The sequence below is a fragment of the Stenotrophomonas sp. NPDC077659 genome (assembly GCF_050268705.1).
In the GTDB taxonomy this organism is placed as follows: Bacteria; Pseudomonadota; Gammaproteobacteria; order Xanthomonadales; family Xanthomonadaceae; genus Stenotrophomonas.
In genome coordinates, this window is the sequence record NZ_JBNNHG010000074.1 from 1 (window position 1) to 1244 (window position 1244).

The window sequence follows — 1244 nt, forward strand, 5'->3', positions numbered from 1 at the left end:
CAAGGGCGCGCTGTTCCAGTACGCCTACGGCAGCTACGGCATGTCGATGGACCCGTACTTCAACCAGACCGCGGTGAGCCTGCTCGATCGTGGCGTGGTGTATGCCATTGCCCATATCCGTGGCGGCCAGGAAATGGGCCGCGACTGGTATGAGAACGGCAAGCTGCTGCACAAGCAGAACACCTTCAACGACTTCATCGACGTCACCCGTGGCCTGGTGGCACAGGGCTGGGCGGCCAAGGACCGCGTCGCCGCCTCTGGTGGCAGTGCTGGCGGCCTGCTGATGGGGGCGGTGGCCAACCAGGCGCCGCAGGATTACCGGGTGATGGTGGCGCAGGTGCCGTTCGTGGACGTGGTGACCACCATGCTCGACCCGACCATTCCGCTGACCACCAACGAGTACGACGAGTGGGGCAACCCGGAGCAGAAGCCGTACTACGACTACATGCTGTCCTACTCGCCCTACGACAACGTCAGGCAGCAGGCCTACCCGGCGCTGTTCGTGGGTACCGGTCTGTGGGATTCGCAGGTGCAGTACTGGGAACCGGCCAAGTGGGTGGCCAAGCTGCGTGACGACAACACCGGCCATTACCCGATCCTGTTCCGCACCAACATGGAAGCCGGGCACGGCGGCAAGTCCGGGCGCTTCCAGCGGTACCGCGAACTGTCCGAGTCGTATGCGTTCGTGCTGCAGCAGCTGGGCATCGTCCAGCCGTGATCGTGGCAGGGTGCCGGGCACTGCCTGGCACCCTGAACCGGTATCCTTGCGGCCATGACCGCACCCGCGCCATCGCCGCCCGATGACACGCCGCCACCGCGCGTGGTGCGTTTCCGCTGGGCGTGGTGGCTGCTGGCGTACGCCAGCCTCGGCACCGGCATCGTCGGCATCTTCGTGCCGGGCCTGCCGACCACCGTATTCATCCTGATCTCGGCCTGGGCCGCCTCGCGCGGTTCCGAGCGCCTGCATGCCTGGCTGCTGCAGCATCCGCGCTTCGGCCCGGCCATCGCCAACTGGCAGGCGCACGGTGCGGTCAGCCGCTATGGCAAATGGATGGCCACCATCACCATGGCCGTGTGTGCCGGCATCATGCTGTGGTGCGTGCCGATCGCCTGGGTGAAGTGGTTCTCCATCGGCAGCATGACCGTGGTGGCGATCTGGCTGTGGACGCGGCCGTTACCCCCAGATGGGGGGTAGCGTCGACCGTTGGTCGACGATCGCGCGCAGCGCGGGGTTTTCGCGGCCG

Annotated in this window: 2 protein-coding genes; both read left to right on the plus strand. The window is 66.6% G+C overall.

Translation table 11 applies throughout. From position 1 onward, the window contains the following. A partial coding sequence (locus tag ACQKDV_RS11865; protein WP_427783936.1) for a prolyl oligopeptidase family serine peptidase occupies window positions 1–718 on the plus strand: 718 nt, incomplete at its 5' end. A gap of 54 nt (window positions 719–772) precedes the next feature. After that, a complete protein-coding gene (locus ACQKDV_RS11870; protein ID WP_427783937.1) occupies window positions 773–1195 on the plus strand; it encodes a YbaN family protein in 423 nt (140 codons plus the stop codon). Window positions 1196–1244 lie beyond the last annotated feature (49 nt).

Excerpts from the sequence above, each read along its gene's own strand:
- ACQKDV_RS11870 (WP_427783937.1), top strand. The coding sequence starts at position 773 with ATGACCGCACCCGCGCCATCGCCGCCCGATGACACGCCGCCACCGCGC.